We start from the raw sequence: 16,573 nt of genomic DNA, 5'->3' as shown, positions 1-16,573 counted from the left end.
GCCTCCCATGAGCCAGATGAGCTTTTCCGATTTCGAATATGCCAGCAAGCGCAAGCAGACACGCCGCGAACGCTTCCTCGCCGAGATGGATCAGGTCGTCCCCTGGACAGGTCTGCTGGGCCTGATCGAACCGTTCTACCCCAAGGCCGGCGGTGGCAGAAAACCTTATCCGCTGGAAACCATGCTGCGCATTCACCTGCTGCAGAACTGGTTCTCCCTGAGTGATCCGGCCATGGAAGAAGCGCTCTACGAAATCACCCCCATGCGCCAGTTTGCACGCCTGACGTTGAGTGCGCCGATACCGGAAGACACCACGATCATGAACTTCCGGCACCTGCTGGAGAAACATCAACTGGCTCCTGCAATCCTCGCGGTCATCAACGGTTATTTGCAGGAAAAAGGCCTGTCGCTGCGCCAGGGCACCATCGTCGATGCCACCATTATTCATGCCCCAAGCTCGACCAAGAACAAAGACGGCGAGCGTGATCCCGAGATGCATCAGACAAAGAAGGGTAACCAGTATTTCTTCGGTATGAAGGCCCACATCGGCGCTGACGTTGAGTCTGGACTGGTTCATCACGTCCATGGCACTGCGGCCAATGTGGCCGATGTCACTCAAGTCGCCGAACTGCTCCACGGGGAAGAAAACGCGGTCTATGCGGACGCTGGCTACACCGGTGTCGAGAAGCGTGAAGAGCACGAAAATCGTAACGTGATCTGGCAAATCGCGGCGCGGCGCAGCACGTATTCCAAGCTGAACAAACGCAGCCTGTTGTACAAAGCCAAGCGCAAGATCGAGTACTGCAAAGCGCAGACACGCGCCAAGGTCGAGCATCCGTTTCGGGTCATCAAGCGCCAGTTTGGTTACGTGAAAGTACGCTTTCGTGGGCTGATGAAAAACACGGCCCAACTGACCACGCTGTTCGCCCTGTCGAACCTGTGGATGGCTCGAAAGCGACTAATGGGTTTGGGTGAGTTGCGCGCTTAACACGGAAAACCGAGCGAAAAACGCGCTCGACTCACACTGCATCAGACCGTTTTCAGAAAAATAGCGCTATGTGCCTGGCAAATTACGGCTTGCCACCGCTGCGCGGCAAGTTGATCGGAGCATCCTTAGGGTTAAAACCTGATCCGTGAGCATCACTTGGCAGCTGCCGGGTTGTGCCATTATAACGACATCGCTCTGTTGTTGCTTTTTCTGATCTCGAAAATACTGGTCACCAGAACGCAGCAGGTGCGCTGAGCGCCTTGCTGAATACCTCAATGGCACGCTCGACGTCTGCCTGCGTGGTGTAGCGGCCAAGGCTGACACGCACGCTGGCCAGGGCCTTGGCTGAATCCATCCCCAGAGCGAGCAACACATGCGAGGGTGCATTGCTGGCCGAGTTGCACGCGGATGTAGAAGACAACGCCAGGCTGTGGGATAGCTGCGAGCTGGTGAAGCCACTGCGGGTGATGCACAGGTTCAGGGTGTGCGGGATGCGTTGTTGCGGACAGCCGTTGAGCTGCACATCCGGCAGGCTCAACAAGCCTTCGCGCAGGTGGCGACTCAGCTCTTCGATACGGCGGTTTTCAGTTTCGGCCTGGCTGATCGCCAACGCAAAGGCTGTACCCATGCCGACGATCTGATGGGTTGCCAGTGTGCCCGACCGAAAGCCGCCTTCATGTCCACCGCCGTGAATCTGCGCTTTCAGCAGCGAATGAGCACGCGGGCCCACGTACAGCGCGCCAATGCCCTTGGGGCCGTAGGCCTTGTGCGCCGAGAACGACATCAGGTCGACGGCCAGACTCGCCAGATCGACCTTCACCTTACCGACTCCCTGCGCAGCGTCCACATGAAACAGCGCGCCGTGCTCGCGCACCAAGGCGCCAATGCTGGCGATATCGGTCAGCGTGCCCAGCTCGTTGTTCACCAGCATCAGTGATACCAGCAGCGTGTCTTCGCGCAGGGCAGCCTGAACCGCCTGCGGCTGGATCAGGCCCTGGGCGTCCGGTTTCAGCCAGGTGACGGGAAAGCCCTGACGCTCCAGCGTGCTGACGGTATCGAGCACTGCTTTGTGCTCCAGAACACTGGTAATGATGTGCCGACGCTGCGCGCTGCTGTCATGGGCGATGCCCTTGATCGCCAGGTTGTTGGACTCGGTAGCGCCGGAGGTCCAGACGATGGTGTCGGCAGGCGCACCCACCGCATCGGCCACCTGCGCGCGTGCCTGTTCAACGGCCTGCCGCGCCACCTGCCCATAACCGTGCCCGCTGGATGCCGGATTACCGAAATGACCTTCGCGCCCCATGCAGGCAACCATAGCTTCGATGACCTGTTCATCAACAGGCGTGGTAGCGGCGTAATCCAGGTAGAGCGCAGAGGTGGTCATGGGCAATTCACTTTTGTAATCGAGTCAGAATCAAGGGCTGGCGGTACAAGGCCGATTGCTTGAAAGATTACTGATGCGCACGCGAAAATTTATTGATATTTGCACGTATAGCAGCAGCCAAAGCGAAAAATTATTCGCTTTTGCTTGGATTTTTACGATTAAAAATTCTAGGATGCTGCTTCAGGCGCAGAATCGCAGTCATACACCATCGTTCCTCACGCTCCGCGTGGGAATGCAGTTCTGGACGCTCCGCGTCCAATCCGGGGATGCAAGGGGCTGCACCGTTGGGTGACGCAGAGCGTCACGAAATGCATGCCAACGCGGAGCATTGGCACGATAGTCATGCTGTGTGAGGCGCAGAATTGGAGTCAGACACCCATCGTTCCTCACGATAAGTGTAGAGCGACTAACGCAGGAAACCGCTAATGGACAAATTCGACCGGGCAATTCTCGACATTCTGCAAACCGACTGCACTCGCTCGGTGGCGGACATCGCCGAGCGCATCGGCCTGGGCAGCACCGCGTGCTGGCGACGCATCCAGAAGCTGGAAGAGGCCGGCATCATCGACCGCCGGGTTGCCCTGCTCAATCCGCAACGTCTGAACGTGTCGGTCAGCGTCTTTGCAGCCATTCGCACCAACCAGCACAACGCCGCCTGGCTCGAACAGTTCCACGCTGCCGTCGGCGAACTGCCTGAAGTGGTCGAGTGCTACCGCATGGCAGGCGACACCGACTACATGCTGCGCATCGTCGTGGCTGACATCGCAGGGTACGACGCGGTGTACAAACAACTGATCAGCATCCCCGGGATCAGCGACGTAAGCTCCAGCTTCGCCATGGAACAGATCAAGTTCACCACCGGCCTGCCCTTGCAATACGCATCGTTTGGCGGCTGAGCGCAGCCACGCTCATCGATTGAATCGAACCCTCAGCCCGATGCCACGTCCACTTTCTTTGGCAAACGAAAAAGGTGGCTGACATGACAACCGATCACATACTCACAAACAGCGTGCCCAAAGAAGACCCCGCCAGCCCGGAACTCGGCCAATACGACCGCGAAGCCGACCCGGTACTCGCCATGAACTCAAACAAGCCCGGCGTCGGTTCTGCCAGAGGCGATGAAGTGAAGAAGCGTACGGAAAATGACGAGGCCTACGAGGACGATGGGCTGGAAGTCTATCCGGATGACCCGGATATCGTGGCAGATGAAGGTGGTGGTGTTTCGCCGGGTTAAGGAAGTACAAACCTGGCATTGAGGTGGTGTAACAGCTCAAACGTGTTCATGTAAGGGACGTTGAGCTGCTCACACAGGTTGGGGATGATGAACTTTCGCTTTGCGTCCAGATTACGCACCTCATGCGTAACTACGGTTGCTCCGGATGTCAGGGCCTTGGCGATCAGCCATGGATCGGCCCCCTTAAGAAACTCCTCCATTGCTCCAGTCTTCATGCCTTGCGCTTGCGCTACCAACGTAGCGACTTTCACGAATTCGGCCTGAGTCTTTTCATCCGAAATGCTTTGGAAAAAAGTCGAATTATTTTTTGCCCAGTCAGCCAGCTCATCATGGCCTTTGGTAAGTTCGTCTTTAACAGGACCGATACTGGCCAAGAAAAATGTCTGGTTTTGAAGCAGCAACCATTGCCAATAAGCCGGACAAATCGTCATGCCGTAATAGCGATTCTTGGCTTCAATCAGGGTGTTGGAGTCCATCAGAAACATCACCGGGCCAGTGTCTCCGCCAGCGTTCTTAACTTGGCTGGCTGTACACCGAGAAGACTACCTGCCTCACGCAACAGCATCCGCCCACTCAGGGTTTCGGTCAGTACAGCCCTACTCAGCCGCGTACTGTTTTTGGCCGTTGCATTGCGGTAGTAATCCCCGGCACCGCCTTTCTCTTCCCGGAATGCCTTTAGGACCTTCTGGTAATAGAGGCCGTACTGCTCTTGCGTAACGTAGCCCAGGTCCATCGCGCGTCGACCAATAACAAGCTTGCTGACATGAAACCTCGTAGCGAGAGGGGCCAGATTACTTTCCCATTCAATACCAGCGTTCCATACAGCTCGAAAAAGCTCTTCGGGTACAAGAAACTCACCCGCCACGGCGTTGCAGAATCGCTCTTCCTCTCGACCATTCGCAGTACCCGCGTCAGAAACGCCGCTGCTGCCAATCCAGAGATGAGCGAGTTCGTGCATCAACGTAAATAACCGAGCTGTCGGAGCATCCGAGCTGTTGATAAACACCACTGGAGCCAGCGAATTACTGATGGCGAAGCCTCGAAACTCACTGACCTCCAGTTTGCGATGGGTATTGCCCAGCGCGATGCCACTGCGCATGACAAGCACACCAGCCACTTCGGCAGCATCAATCAGCGCGCGGCTGTATTTATCGTAATCAAGGCGGGACTTTTCCGGATCGACACCGAGAGTTTGCCGAATATCACTCACAACCGTCTTCACCGGAGTCCGGCTGTCGAAGCGACCGACGAACGGAAGAGGCTGGTGCTCTTGTACGTGAAGGTATTCCAGATACCAGTCCTGTTTGCGAATTGCGTTACTGTGTCCACAAGCTCCAAACTTGGCCGCAAGGGTGCCGAGTTACCGACTGTGCGCAAGTCTGGTAGCGGCAGCTGTTCGACAGGAGGCTGAGGCAAGAACAAAAACCCAAAGGGAACATGCGCAACGCTCGCCCACTTCTGGGCTTGCAAAAAGGTTGGTCTCGCCTTTCCTGCTTCCCACTCCTTGATACGCTCAGGTTTCACAGGCAGCTTTCTGGCGACCTGGGCGGCAGACAGGCCTGCCCGCTCGCGGGACCACGTGAGGATGCTTGGGTTAACGAACGCGGCTTGGCTCATGGCAAATCTGGAATATCAGAGAGGAGTGTGTCGGGCCAGTGCAAGCGCGGGCTACTGTGCATTGCCTTTTCCTTGGCTATGACGAGCACCGCAGAATACAGCGCGTGCACGTACACTATGGGCTCGCAATGCTACGGTCAATGACGGCAGCGAGTGATATGGGAATGATGAACCCGATTTTCGCGGGCATGTAGGTAAATAATTACCTCATTTGCCACGCCAGCCGATCATTCAAGGGCGAGAAGCAATCTCGTCCAGATGATTCAGCAGATCCAGCGGGTCTTCATAGACCCTCAAGGCACCTGCGCGCTCAAGCTCGCCGATGTCATAACCACCCGAAAGCAGGCCCACGCCGGTTGCCTTGCAGCGGCGCGCCGCCAGCATGTCCCAGATCGCATCGCCAATCACCAGGCACTCGTCGATAGGCGCGTTTATCTTCTTCGCTGCTGCCAGGAATAGATCCGGGTCTGGCTTGCCGTAGCTCACGTCATCGCGCGTAACGATGTTGATCTCATTGATGTCCAGTTTCAGAGCCTTGAGATTGATCGTCGCCGTATCAATCCCGCCGCTCGTGGCGATGCACCACTTGAGGTTTTCCTTATTGAGCGTCTCAAGCAGCTCGACAGCGCCCGGCAGCGCAATGATCTGCCCCTGTAGCCGCTCATACGCCTGAGCGTGTTTTTCGCTGAGTCGTTCGGCTTGTTCTTCACTGATATCCAAGCCGGTTTCACGCGACAACGACTTCAACATCAGCCCGCCGCTCATGCCGATCTTGCGGTGAATACGCCACATCGCAAGCGGGATATTTTCTGCATCCAGTGCTTCTTTCCAGGCAGCAACGTTTTGATAAACGCTGTCGGTCAGCGTGCCGTCCAGGTCGAAGATGAAGGAGGTTTGCGGTCTCATAGGGTTACTCTTTTTGAATTCGGGTTGACCATCTGGCGAGGTCCGGAGCGAGCAATCAGCTGCCAGCCGAGGCTAAACAATGCTTCAAACAAGGCATCGTCAGACAGTGGAGAGATGGGCATTTGTCAGGGTCATAGGCTTTCGAGTCGGTGGTGCGTTGAGCGTTCGATTTTTCAGGGGCTCGGTTCGACCGGAGGGGACTCTTGAAGACGTTCTGTTCAGAGAACGAAAAGTGCCAATATCGTAATCGGCACATTCTAGTGTGCCGAAATCGTGTGGCTGCGGATCATATTGATCAGATGAAAACAGTCAAATACGGCGACAGCGACTACCAAGTGCCTGAATTCTGGTCTCAGTTAATTGCAATAGCGCCAAAAAAAGGGAAGGTGGGTGAGGCTATCGTCATTGACCATTACGCCGCTCGCGGGCATGTGCTGGATGTTGGTGACTGTTACCCAGCCATAACCACGCTGACTTCTCACGGTTATACGCAAGCCTTGAAATGACTATCGTGCCAATGCTCCGCGTTGGCATGCCGTTCGTGACGCTCTGCGTCACACATCTACAGTCTGGCAACGCAGCCCAAGGACCCTACAGAATCGCGTGTAATCAGCGTGATTACTGGTGAGTGTCCGCATTCTCAGCTGGATAAAACTCACCCTTGCTTCCCATCCTTTCCAGCCGCTCACGAACGAGCGCCTCGACGCTGGCCACTGCAGCCCGGTCGTCAGGGTTGACCAGTTGCAAGTGCAGGCGACTATTGTTCTGATCGTGGGTACCTTCGCTGAGCATGTCGTGTGTGACGACTTGTTCGCCACGCCACAGACATAGCTGAGTATGGGTATCACCAAGCCATATCTCTTTAACTGATCTGAGGTCAGTTTTAGCCAGTTGGTCCACGGTGATTGTCTTTTCCATTGCGCTGTACCTTTTCAGTGAGTCGATAGAGGTCTGACGTACTGGCGAAGCGGGTCGTTCCCGACATCGGCAGTTCGACCGCGCGAACGGTGATTAGCCGATGCTCCAGATTAACCCCGGTCAATCAACCGTTGCATGGCGCAAGGCTTATTTCTTCAGCCAGCTCTCGACGACATCAGCACCGTGCTCTGCTTTCCACTCTTTCAAGGCTCTGTGATTCCCACCTTTGGTTTCGATCACTTCACCGGTCTTCGGATTCTTGTACACCTTGAGTTCACGCGGCTTGCGCGTGCCCGCAGGTTTATCCGCGACCTGGCGACGTGACGAGTTCTGTGGGTCCAGCAGATTGACAATGTGCTTGAGGCTGAAGCCGTAGTGCTCAAGCAGCTTGCGCAGCTTGGTTTCGAACTCGATCTCTTTCTTCAGGCCCTCGTTGCCTTTCATGGTCTCCAGTGCCTGAAGTTGCTCGGCGAGGTGTTTTTCCAGCTGACGGTATTCTGCGAGTTTGGACATGGTGTTTTCCTTATAAACAGGTGGGCGTAGTTATTGAGAGAGATAGCGCCCGTTACAAGTTCAGCCTATTTTCCGCAGGTCGGCTGGATTTAAATACGTCGGAGTAACGCCATAAGCCGGATTGCCCAGGCTTCCGGTTATTTTCAAAAATGCGGTTTTTCGCGCACAAAATTAACAGCGGTTTTTGCCCATCTGTTCTGCAAGCCAGTGAAAAGTTTTGATTGGTCTATTTCCTGACGCAATAAAACGGCGACTCTACCTATTGACTGCGCGCCAGCGAAAAGAAAGAGCGGAAGGCGAGCGCTTTGACAGCGAACCAGGCCTGGTCGCGTTGAAAATGCAGGAGCAGTGAGCATCAATACCGCTCACTGTTCCTGCCTTGTAGGCGTCCAGACAACTAAAGGTGGGCAGGGGTGCCCACACGCTAGCTGTTCAGGTGATATCAGCTCGCGAGGTCGACGGCGGTTTGACCCACGAGCGTCACGTCTGCCGTATCGGCAACCACCAGGTCGGCGTTGGTGAGCTCTCGCGTGTAGTCGAACCCTGCTAGCGTGACCTGGAACGCATGCCCATCGGCGCCTGGCTCGCTACTGCGCAGGTAGGTACGGTCGGTGTTTTCATCGTAGGTCATGCTCAAGGTGCCGTCGCGGCCGTTGCCAAAACCGGTCACGCCGAGCGCAGCGACGTCGAGCTTGTCCTGGCCCCAGATGAAATCAGTGATCAGGTCGCTGCTGCCCGCATGGCTGTCGGCGCTGCTAGTGAACACGAAACGGTCGTTGCCTGTGCCGCCGGTGAGCTTGTCCGCGCCCACCCCACCGGTCAGCACATCGTCACCGGCGTTACCCTCGAGGGTGTCGTTCCCGGCACCGCCGGCGAGGGTATCGTTGCCCCAGTAACCATAAAGGGTGTCGGACTTGTCACCGCCTACCAGACTCACCGAGGTGATCGGCTGCGGAGTGGTCACAACCGTCGCATCACTGGGCGGGGCGAACAGCACAGTGCTGGCGTTGAGCTCATTGACATGGTTGCCACTGAGCAGAATTTCAAAGCGGTTACCGTTGGCATCGGCCTCTAATGATTTAAGCGCGGTGGCATCGCCGACCAGGTTGAGGACCACCTTCAGCGTACCGTTGTAGCCGTTACCCAGCCCGGTGAAGCCCAAGGCGGACACGTCGATCATGTCATGGCCGTTGCCACTGAAGTCGGTGATCAGGTCGCGGCTGCTGTAGCTGCCACTTGCATCGTTGCGGTAGCTGTCGCTAAGCCGGGTATACACGAAGCTGTCGGCACCCGCGCCGCCGCTCAGAGTGTCGCCGCCGGTGCCACCGAACAGCCGATCATTGCCCGCACCCGCTTCGACGTTGTCGCGGCCAGCGCCGGCTTTCAGGGATTCGCTGGCGTCTGTGCCTTCGAGCAGATCGTTGTGCGAAGTGCCGTTGATCAGCGGCTGGAAGTTGGCATCGGTAATAAGGCCGCTATTGGCCAGGAACTGCACGGCAAAATGTTTACCATTACCGTCTCGCTCGTAGCTTTCCAAAAAGTAAATGCCGCGCAGAGGCTCGCTACGGATGTGCAAGGTATCGCCATAGCCATCGCCTAAATGGCTATAGCCCAGGGCCGACACGTCGAGGGTATCGTGGGCGGGGTCAAAATGGCTGATGGAATCGGTGTGCTCGCCTCCGCCATTGATATAGCTGTCGCCGATGCGGTCGAAGCGGAATACATCATTACCGGCGCCGCCGTCCATACCGTCGTATCCGGCACTAGAGACCATCACATCGTTGCCACCCCCGCTGACTAGCTGGTCGTTGCCGCCCCCACCCATCAGCAGTTCATTAGCCAGCCCACCACGTATGTAGTCGTTGCCAGGAGTACCCTGCACGATGAGTTCGATCGGGTTATTACTGACCTGGCTACTGGCGCTTTTGACCTGCAAATTCCCAAGCGCCGTAGGGTTGGTGGCGTCCTTGATGTTGAATAGCTGGGTCATGCCGTGCTCCTTACTTGCAGTTGGTCCACTGGGAGTGGGGTATGACGCCAGTAATGCCGTCTCGTTGATAGCAATGGGCCTTATCCGACGAAGGGGTTATAAGCGGCGGGGACTTTCCGACCAAAACAGCCCGCTAGTGAGGACGGACAGCGATCTCATTCTCACAAGTGAAACAAGTCACCAGACAATCGGCTTATCGTCCCAAGCCCAGAAGGTCCCGCTGTCGGCCGGTCCATGTGCGCCTATCACTTCAATAATGCGATCCGCCGAGAACGCCGGTTCGAACAGTTGGCCTTCGGGTACGTTCGCCTGGAATGGCTGAGACAGCTCCGTGTCAGTCGTGCCTGGGTGTATTGCCAGGACAGTAGAGGCCGGGTTAAGACGTTTCAACTCGATACTGGCCGTGTGCAGCAACTGGTTCAGCGCTGCTTTGCTGGCTCTGTAGCTGTACCAGCCACCCAGTCGGTTATCGCCAATAGAGCCCACCCTCGCGGAGAGCGCCGCGAAGGTAGAAGGTTGTTTACGCAATAACGGGAGCAGGTGTTTGAGCAGCAGGATCGGTGCAAAAGTGTTGGTCGCGAAACTCGCTTGCAGGCTCGCAAGTGTCAGTTGTGCCAGGCCCTTTTCTGCTTTCGCACCGTCCTGATGAAGAATGCCTAGCGTGCTGATGACGAGGTGCAGATGCTCACATCCCTCAAGCGTCTCGCTCACGAGTGCTTCAAGGGATTGTTCATTGCGCGCGTCGCAGTCGACTCGTTTGATGCGTTGGCCATATTGCTCTGCAAGCGTTGCCAGCTCAGTGGAAGTACTGGCTTGTCGCGCGACCGCCCATACCTGAGCCACATCATCGCGAGCAAGCAACGCCGCGCACAGTGCCAAGCCAATACCTCGGCTGGCCCCGCATATCAGCACGTTGGCCTCGCTGTTCAGTTCGGGTAGCAAATTCATAAGGCACCTTGAGGAGCATGGCTGAAGTGTTTTTAATTTCTGTTAGGCAACTATAGGCACTACCGCTTCGCCAACAACCGCGCCAACCCAGCCGTCACCACCACAGCCAGCAAAACGGCAGCCGCGATAGACACAAGCGCGCCCCATTGCAATATGGAGTACCTGAGGGTCAGGTAGAAACTCACCACCCCGACGGCGCCAATAGCATTGCCGCGGATTATCGCCGCCAGTTCATAACGCCCGCCTTGCACGTGGACGAACACGGCAAGCGGCCAGGCGATCACCGGGATAGGCGCCAGCAGCCCACTGACCAAAGGCCCGAGCCAGGTGGCACTTGCGGTAATCGCCAGCAGCAGAAGGGTGGCGGTCAGCATTCGCATCGGGATGACCCAGCGCGGCATTGCAACGTATGACGCTACATCCGGTGGTGCCTGTTTCGAGGTGGCAACAACGATCAACGCAACCATCAGCAGCGTGAAGATGATCGACAGCGCCAGTGAGCCCGACAGGTTCATCGCAAAGGCCGTTGCGCCATACACCGCAAGCGCCAAGGTGCATCCAGCCACCGCTGAAACGCGTCGAGTGGCCAGAAAATAAAACAGATAAGTCGCCTGAATCGCCGCCAGTCCGGCCAGTGCGCCGGGCACCGCCATCGAGGCGAATGCAGTGCCTTGCTCAAGACTGAGAAACAGCATGACCAGCGCCGAGGTCATGGGCAGACCAGAAAGAAGCCCCGCCACACCAGTGCCCCAGCGCCTGGCCGCCAACGAGATAGCCAGCATGAGCGCGGGGGTAATGAGTAACTTGAGGTAGAAGGCCGTCATGCAGAAAAACTTCACATCCGAAGGAGGGCTGAATGCTAAACCTTTTGGCGGTTGGTAACGATGCATGTCAGCGCTTACTCCATCGCTCGTCAGTGCATCCGCCAATCGCCAGAAACAGAAAAGCCCGGCGAACCGGGCTTTCTGAAACCGAGCGGCGTTTATTTAGCCGTTTTCAGCTTGATCACGTCACCAGAAACGGTGGTGGTGTAGCCGTTCAGAACCCAGGCCCAGAACCACTTCTCCTGCACTTGGGTATTGATCAGCGCATCGCCACCCTTGGCCTGAATGGCGCTGTTCTGCGCACGAACGAAACGGTCGTTCTGACGAATCGGGATCAGACCGAACAGCATAAGGCCGGTGGCGCTTGCTTCACTGTGACCGACGACGGTGTATTGGCTGCTGTCGTATTGCGGCGTTTTCATAGGGGTGCCGGTGCAACCCGCCAGAACCAGAACACATACTGCTGCGGCGACGACTTTGCTAAATGACTTCAAGGTGAAACTCCATGGGAAAACCCGGATCCACGTCTCGGGCGGCGGTACTTTACTCGTTGGGATCTTGGTTTAGTTATTTTTTATAGTGGTGTGGAGGTGCTCTCGCAGCTTCGTGTACGCTAAAGTCCGAGAGTGGCTGTTTATGGTTATAGCGGGATTGACCAAGGCCCGGGGGCTTTGCACTCTCATGTAACCTGAAAGCTTTCGCTCGTGGCGTTGTGCATCGGCCAACATGCGCTGCTCTTTAGGGATGCCTGCGCGATTTAGGCCTCAGTGGATCGGGACATTAACATGCTCAGGTGAGCAACGATCAGGCCGAGTGGGCGCACTTGCCCGAGGGCGGTGATCACGGCCGCGCCCCAATCCCCACCCTGAGCGGCCCAGCTGGCCATATCCCCAACGGCCCATCAACTGCGCTTAGGCCGCCGCAGTTTTTCGAATGGTGCGTCTCTCGATAAAAGAAACAGTTTTAATTAGCATCTTTCCTGATGCAAAGAGATGATACGGGCGCGAGTTGAAAACTATGGCGGCCTGCAGAGAACTCGTGAGCAGGCATGACGTTGCTTGCCCGCATGTGTACCGCGCAGGTCGTTTCGCTGAACAACCCATCTAAGCCCGTACGATGACAAGGGAAGGGAAGGGAAGGGAACGTGAACATTGTACGACGCACGCCCTGACGGATCTCCCACACTACTCGCTCGACAACATCACTATTGCTTGACAGTGCCTTGCTGTTCAATCAAATTGGCAATTGGCCATGTCGGTAAGGATTTTGGTGAAAATGGACTTTTCAAAATGCAAGCAATTTTTCTGCCCGCTATTAAGATTGGCCACTCTCTCCGGGAGCAGTGCTTCCGCGAAAGCACTGCCGAAACATTCGTCTCTCGCTGTTTTTTTCTACGCTCATCAATGACGCCACCAGAAAATCAAGGGTAGGCGTTCGCATTTTCTTCGCCCAATTTTAAAGTCAAGAATCATAGGTGTGATATGTTTCATATGATTAGCGTCGAAAATTTTAAAAGTTTCGCCAAAAAACAAAGCGTAAAGCTGGCTCCGATAACTTTAATATATGGGCCAAATTCATCCGGAAAAAGCTCTTTAATTCAAGCTTTAATGCTGTTGAAACAGTCGCTTACTAGACCCAGCGAACAGGGTGGTTTAGTTTCCAATGGAGAATTTGTAGATTTAGGCGATTATGCAGCAATGGCGCATAATCACAATGTCGGAAACGAGATTAAATTTTCATGTTCTTATTCACCTTCAAAAAATGCCGCAAAAAATGAATGGTCTACTGGGTTTATGTCGCTGCCCAATACGCAAAGAAGAACGCATGAGCTAACTTATTTACTCTCTGGCAAGAATAGACAGAATAGAAATGAAGAATTTACATATTTAAGCAATATAAAAACAACTTATGCATCGGCAAAAATTGAAACATTTAGTCTTGATTTGCTTTCTGATCTAACTAGAAGAGAAGGCGCCGAGAAGGCGCAACGGTTGAAACATGCTCGTTCCTTTAATTTCGCGTCAGAGCAAAGCAGAGACTCAGTCTTCACATATTTATCTAAGCTTAAATTTATTTCTAAAGAACACCACAAAGACATTGTGAAGGACTTGAATGACATAAGATTTACAAGTGACCTCAATTACGCTACACCATCCTCGGTGGCAATACAAGATAAAATTGAAAGTGGCTTTGGTGCTGCTTTAACAAATAATATAATAACTTTAGTTGCCAAGGATATACAAGAGGCCTTTAACTCGATAACCTATCTCGGTCCTTTACGAAGCCATCCAAGCAGGTTCTACGCTCCTAAAGGTGATCAGAGTGGGTCTGTAGGTAAGCAAGGAGAGAATACAGCCAGGTTTATTTATGAAAAATCCCCCGAGATTACAGGTAAGATTAACGAATGGTTTCATAACTTCTAAATCCCATACACATTGACAGCTGAAAGCATAGGCTCGGAGGTTACTGGGTCTGTAATTTGCCTTCAACTGAAGGACCTTAGAACTAATGTTGTAGTTGGTCCTTCAGATGTTGGGTTTGGAATAGGTCAATTGCTTCCAATTATCGTTGAGGGGATAGTAAGGGTTGAAAGTACAATATGTGTTGAACAACCAGAAATTCATCTGCATCCTCGCCTTCAGGCGCATCTTGCGAATTTCTTCATAGACACATGCAAGACGAATCAATGGATTATAGAAACACATAGCGAATCCTTAATGTTGAGAATGCAAAACAAGGTCAAAGAAAAAAAGATCAAGCCAAGTGATGTTTCAATTATCTACGTTCATCCCGCTACGTTGGGGGCGCAAGTTATCGAAATCCCCATGGATGAAGATGGTGATTTTCTAGTTGAGTGGCCCGAAGGGTTTTTTGAAGAGCGATTTAAAGAAACTTTTGGATTATAAACTATGCTAACCGACTTCCATCTAGATAAAAGCGTTTTTGATGCCGCAGTGTTGACGGATGAATCTTTTAGCACCGTGCACGATATAATAATCGATTATTGGAAGCGTTATGGGGTTCTGGTTATTCAGAGTGATACAGCAAATGAATATCTTGAATCAATCAAAAGTCTACCGCCAAAATTTCATCAAAGGTGGATTCAAGCGTTCACTGATTATTCAAAATTTAAGTCTGCGGGGACTTGGAATGAGTGTAGCTCATTCTCTTCCTTTGAAAAAGTGAGATCGCTCAGTCAGTTTTTTAAAGTCGCGTTAATGGAGGATACTTTTAGTGCTATAATATGCGATAATAAAAAATAATTAGATACTGTACTGAGAGCTCTTTTGAATTAATAGGGCTTGGCGCAATAACAGAGTCAGTTCACTTTAGAAAATCTAAAGATAGTTCTACCAAGGATATAGCTCTTCGCGCGGACATATACGATATTTGGCTGGAAAAGTTTGAAAGGCTTACAAAATACAATAGCAAAATATTTATTTCGGATAGGTTTGTTTTTTCGAGTATTTTAAGAGATCTTGATAAAGGCTACAAAACAAGCATCGCCAAGTTTATTGAGCTCTTGCCGATAGAAAAGAAGTTCAACATTACCATTCTTTCGGATGGTGACGAGTTATCCAGTCAAATGCATACGGAGGTTTCAAACTATTTTTCAAAATACATTATGAATGTCGCCACCACTTGCGCAAAAAATATCAAGTATAAAACTAGTATCCATGAGATCCGTTGATTTTCAGAGTTTTGCGCATGACAGATATATTAGATTCGACAAGCACGTGTGTCAAATTGGTGTGGGTATGGCGATTTTTGAGCACTTCGATGTTCCCGCCACAACCTTCACCATGAAGATGCGTTATGAAAGTACAGCCTTGCATATAGAACGAGCTGCTCTTTCAAGCGTGTGGCACGAGGTTTTACAGGTATGAAATCTGATAATTAGTGCTTGGTTCTGTGCCATATTTTCCCCGCATTCCAAGTCTGCGGGGAAATGACTCAATGTTTCCAAATGGGCAGTTTTACGGTCATCTGCTGGTGCCAAACCTAAGTACCGTAGAACGGTCTCGCCAAGAATCTGGGGGTACCACAGGTCAGCAAAAACAGATCGCCAGAAACAACGCAAGCTCCCGCCTCACCGTATTACCCCTACGGATCTTCAGGCGCTCGTCACGGTAGCGGGCAAAATTTGAGGAGATAAGAGTCGCAACGATGCGTGTCGCCAGCGGATGGCGTTTGAGCGCTGATAGCTTCGAATTTTCTCTGCTCGCATCAAGATCGGGCTATCACGTTGTTGAATGGGGCAAATAACGAAATTCATTATAAATTTGCCCCCTCAAATTTCCACTTTACCTATTTCGGATTTAAATAATGGCAAGGAGTCTGAGAGTCAAGAGCATCATGCAAATGGGCTCGGTCGATTTTTTTTGCTAAACCTATTTTAAATGTCTGTCTAGCGCCATAGAAAACATCTAAGTGGTGTAAAGGATGTATGTCTCCCTTTGCGTGAACGGGGTCATGATCATATCTGATGTATCCATCCTCGGTCATTAGAAGATCTCTTAATACAGCCCATCCTCCTTTATTATGAAGGAAGTAGTCTGACACAGGCGCTGCGAAGTCGATAATGTCGTCATAGAAAAATATTTCTTCGCTGGACATAACACCCAGGATGTCAGACGTCATTTGGCTATCAATTATCACGCCTGTCATAGATTTAAATACAAGCTGATCATTTTCTAGTGCGGCATTGAATGGAAAGCCGATTGAAAAATGTTTGTCTTCAGAGTAGAAAAACAACCTGCTAGTGTGAGAAATAACAAGTTCAAAGTATTCTTCACCAGGCTGTCCTATCAAAGCTGGCCCGACATCCATCAACTTGATAACCTTCATAAGCAAAGTAATAACATCTTTTCTTGCTCTGATAGGGTTGAATACTAGCTCTGAATTCCAAGGCGCTATAGTAAATGCAAATCGCTTCATTATCGTCCCGCCATTTTTCGATAATTGAATTCTACGACTTCTACGACTTCGTCTCGGTCAAAGCTATCGCCTAACGTATATCGTACAGTTTCAGTCAAGTCGCCACGAAATATTGGCAGTACATTAAGCTCATTGAATATTTCATTTAAAAATTCGTAGTATGAAACTGTGCGACTTGTGAAATTAATTTTTGTTCTGATTTTTTCTATTTCTACAGCTGATGGTGCAACAACTTCAATAGCATCAGACTTGTTTATCCCTTCGAGCCCTGCAGTTAGCTGCTGGTAAATTACTTGGTTTGGTTCTTTAGGGA

General features: G+C 52.5%; 16 protein-coding genes and 2 pseudogenes. 6 read left to right on the top strand and 12 right to left on the bottom strand.

Translation table 11 applies throughout. From position 1 onward, the window contains the following. Positions 1-7: 7 nt before the first annotated feature. The gene (locus AC4ANE_RS00620; RefSeq protein WP_044424202.1) at positions 8-988 is read left to right on the top strand and encodes an IS5 family transposase; all 981 of its coding nucleotides are present in this window, start codon (positions 8-10) and stop codon (positions 986-988) included. A gap of 229 nt (positions 989-1,217) precedes the next feature. Here the strand turns inward: AC4ANE_RS00620 and AC4ANE_RS00615 are convergent, their stop codons facing one another. After that, positions 1,218-2,372: a cysteine desulfurase family protein gene (locus AC4ANE_RS00615; RefSeq protein WP_002555834.1), complete on the bottom strand. Its 1,155-nt coding sequence runs from the start codon at positions 2,370-2,372 to the stop codon at positions 1,218-1,220. A 425-nt stretch (positions 2,373-2,797) separates the two neighbouring features. On the opposite strand from AC4ANE_RS00615, the gene AC4ANE_RS00610 reads away from it, so the two are divergent. Both AC4ANE_RS00610 and AC4ANE_RS00605 read left to right on the top strand, forming a co-directional pair. Then, a complete protein-coding gene (locus AC4ANE_RS00610) occupies positions 2,798-3,268 on the top strand; it encodes an Lrp/AsnC family transcriptional regulator (protein ID WP_002555835.1) in 471 nt (156 codons plus the stop codon). Positions 3,269-3,351: 83 nt separating this feature from the next. Continuing rightward, the gene (locus AC4ANE_RS00605; RefSeq protein ID WP_002555836.1) at positions 3,352-3,606 is read left to right on the top strand and encodes a hypothetical protein; all 255 of its coding nucleotides are present in this window, start codon (positions 3,352-3,354) and stop codon (positions 3,604-3,606) included. On the opposite strand, the gene AC4ANE_RS00600 is transcribed toward AC4ANE_RS00605, so the two are convergent. The 3 genes and pseudogenes from AC4ANE_RS00600 to AC4ANE_RS00590 all read right to left on the bottom strand — a co-directional run bounded on the left by AC4ANE_RS00600 (position 3,603) and on the right by AC4ANE_RS00590 (position 6,129). Then, positions 3,603-4,091, bottom strand: coding sequence for a DUF4411 family protein (locus AC4ANE_RS00600; protein WP_005745753.1), 489 nt, complete (start codon positions 4,089-4,091; stop codon positions 3,603-3,605). The genes AC4ANE_RS00605 and AC4ANE_RS00600 overlap by 4 nt on opposite strands. Further along, a pseudogene (locus AC4ANE_RS00595) lies at positions 4,091-5,223 on the bottom strand (ImmA/IrrE family metallo-endopeptidase). The gene AC4ANE_RS00600 and the pseudogene AC4ANE_RS00595 overlap by 1 nt, the downstream one beginning before the upstream one ends. A 231-nt stretch (positions 5,224-5,454) precedes the next feature. Next, positions 5,455-6,129 carry an HAD family hydrolase gene (locus tag AC4ANE_RS00590; protein WP_002555838.1) on the bottom strand — a complete coding sequence of 225 codons (675 nt, stop codon included), beginning with the start codon at positions 6,127-6,129 and terminating at the stop codon, positions 5,455-5,457. Positions 6,130-6,332: 203 nt separating this feature from the next. Here AC4ANE_RS00590 and AC4ANE_RS00585 point away from each other — a divergent pair, with 203 nt between their 5' ends. Beyond that, a complete protein-coding gene (locus AC4ANE_RS00585; protein ID WP_031596807.1) occupies positions 6,333-6,635 on the top strand; it encodes a hypothetical protein in 303 nt (100 codons plus the stop codon). 112 nt (positions 6,636-6,747) lie between these two features. Here AC4ANE_RS00585 and AC4ANE_RS00580 read toward each other — a convergent pair whose 3' ends face one another. From AC4ANE_RS00580 to AC4ANE_RS00555, 6 genes are all read right to left on the bottom strand, one after another. Then, the gene (locus AC4ANE_RS00580) at positions 6,748-7,047 is read right to left on the bottom strand and encodes a hypothetical protein (RefSeq protein WP_002555839.1); all 300 of its coding nucleotides are present in this window, start codon (positions 7,045-7,047) and stop codon (positions 6,748-6,750) included. A gap of 147 nt (positions 7,048-7,194) precedes the next feature. Beyond that, on the bottom strand, positions 7,195-7,560 hold the full coding sequence (locus AC4ANE_RS00575; protein ID WP_002555840.1) for a histone-like nucleoid-structuring protein, MvaT/MvaU family: 366 nt from the start codon (positions 7,558-7,560) through the stop codon (positions 7,195-7,197). A 442-nt stretch (positions 7,561-8,002) separates the two neighbouring features. Continuing rightward, complete coding sequence (locus AC4ANE_RS00570; RefSeq protein ID WP_002555841.1) at positions 8,003-9,550, bottom strand: M10 family metallopeptidase C-terminal domain-containing protein; 1,548 nt, start codon at positions 9,548-9,550, stop codon at positions 8,003-8,005. Between the two features lie 177 nt (positions 9,551-9,727). Beyond that, positions 9,728-10,498, bottom strand: a complete 771-nt coding sequence (locus tag AC4ANE_RS00565) for an SDR family NAD(P)-dependent oxidoreductase (RefSeq protein WP_031596804.1) — start codon at positions 10,496-10,498, stop codon at positions 9,728-9,730. Between the two features lie 59 nt (positions 10,499-10,557). After that, positions 10,558-11,322, bottom strand: a complete 765-nt coding sequence (locus AC4ANE_RS00560) for a hypothetical protein (RefSeq protein WP_002555843.1) — start codon at positions 11,320-11,322, stop codon at positions 10,558-10,560. 158 nt (positions 11,323-11,480) lie between these two features. Then, on the bottom strand, positions 11,481-11,816 hold the full coding sequence (locus AC4ANE_RS00555) for a hypothetical protein (RefSeq protein ID WP_002555844.1): 336 nt from the start codon (positions 11,814-11,816) through the stop codon (positions 11,481-11,483). Positions 11,817-12,803: 987 nt separating this feature from the next. Between AC4ANE_RS00555 and AC4ANE_RS00550 the strand changes: the two genes are divergently transcribed. Beyond that, entirely contained in the window at positions 12,804-13,745 is a 942-nt protein-coding gene (locus tag AC4ANE_RS00550) for an AAA family ATPase (RefSeq protein WP_002555846.1), read from the top strand. 12 nt (positions 13,746-13,757) lie between these two features. Next, entirely contained in the window at positions 13,758-14,228 is a 471-nt protein-coding gene (locus AC4ANE_RS00545; protein ID WP_169790069.1) for an AAA family ATPase, read from the top strand. A gap of 1,402 nt (positions 14,229-15,630) precedes the next feature. Here the strand turns inward: AC4ANE_RS00545 and AC4ANE_RS00540 are convergent. Then, entirely contained in the window at positions 15,631-16,260 is a 630-nt protein-coding gene (locus AC4ANE_RS00540) for an STM2766 family helicase-associated protein (RefSeq protein ID WP_050512916.1), read from the bottom strand. Continuing rightward, positions 16,260-16,571 (bottom strand): annotated as a pseudogene (locus AC4ANE_RS00535) (DEAD/DEAH box helicase); the annotation flags it as partial. The pseudogene AC4ANE_RS00535 and the gene AC4ANE_RS00540, both read right to left, overlap by 1 nt. Between the last annotated feature and the right edge of the window lie 2 nt (positions 16,572-16,573).

It is taken from the genome of Pseudomonas sp. Pme6b (assembly GCF_058129925.1).
Note: the sequence above shows the minus strand (reverse complement) of the source record. Positions and strands in the feature narration are given on the sequence as shown.

Bases quoted from the DNA above. Each gene is read 5' to 3' on its own strand.
- AC4ANE_RS00620 (WP_044424202.1), top strand. From the start codon at position 8: ATGAGCCAGATGAGCTTTTCCGATTTCGAATATGCCAGCAAGCGCAAG.
- AC4ANE_RS00615 (WP_002555834.1), bottom strand. From the start codon at position 2,372: ATGACCACCTCTGCGCTCTACCTGGATTACGCCGCTACCACGCCTGTT.
- AC4ANE_RS00610 (WP_002555835.1), top strand. From the start codon at position 2,798: ATGGACAAATTCGACCGGGCAATTCTCGACATTCTGCAAACCGACTGC.
- AC4ANE_RS00605 (WP_002555836.1), top strand. From the start codon at position 3,352: ATGACAACCGATCACATACTCACAAACAGCGTGCCCAAAGAAGACCCC.
- AC4ANE_RS00600 (WP_005745753.1), bottom strand. From the start codon at position 4,091: ATGTTTCTGATGGACTCCAACACCCTGATTGAAGCCAAGAATCGCTAT.
- AC4ANE_RS00590 (WP_002555838.1), bottom strand. From the start codon at position 6,129: ATGAGACCGCAAACCTCCTTCATCTTCGACCTGGACGGCACGCTGACC.
- AC4ANE_RS00580 (WP_002555839.1), bottom strand. From the start codon at position 7,047: ATGGAAAAGACAATCACCGTGGACCAACTGGCTAAAACTGACCTCAGA.
- AC4ANE_RS00575 (WP_002555840.1), bottom strand. From the start codon at position 7,560: ATGTCCAAACTCGCAGAATACCGTCAGCTGGAAAAACACCTCGCCGAG.
- AC4ANE_RS00570 (WP_002555841.1), bottom strand. From the start codon at position 9,550: ATGACCCAGCTATTCAACATCAAGGACGCCACCAACCCTACGGCGCTT.
- AC4ANE_RS00565 (WP_031596804.1), bottom strand. From the start codon at position 10,498: ATGAATTTGCTACCCGAACTGAACAGCGAGGCCAACGTGCTGATATGC.
- AC4ANE_RS00560 (WP_002555843.1), bottom strand. From the start codon at position 11,322: ATGACGGCCTTCTACCTCAAGTTACTCATTACCCCCGCGCTCATGCTG.
- AC4ANE_RS00550 (WP_002555846.1), top strand. From the start codon at position 12,804: ATGTTTCATATGATTAGCGTCGAAAATTTTAAAAGTTTCGCCAAAAAA.
- AC4ANE_RS00540 (WP_050512916.1), bottom strand. From the start codon at position 16,260: ATGAAGCGATTTGCATTTACTATAGCGCCTTGGAATTCAGAGCTAGTA.